Genomic DNA, 234 nt, shown 5'->3' with positions numbered 1-234 from the left:
GGAGTTCATCCTGCTGGCCAGGCCGGCGACATACTCGCGATCCCAGGGAAAGCGTCCGGGGATCCGCCAGATACGGCCGTCGTCGAGGTCGTAGGCAAGCGGCAGTTGCCCGGTAACGATCGGTAGGCCGGCCGCGCGGTATTCGCTGATCTTCGTCGTGTAGCGAAAGCTGCCCACGCCGTCGAGGCTCTGCGGGAGGCTCGCGACGTCCATCGCCGCGAGATAGTCGGGCAC

General features: G+C 66.7%; 1 pseudogene. It reads right to left on the bottom strand.

Annotated features, from left to right (window positions below):
- Nucleotides 1–234, bottom strand: a pseudogene (locus AC0L2X_RS32660) (hypothetical protein); the annotation flags it as partial.

The sequence above is a fragment of the Mesorhizobium sp. WSM4828 genome (assembly GCF_055811175.1).
This window is presented reverse-complemented; position numbering and strand designations above follow the sequence as displayed.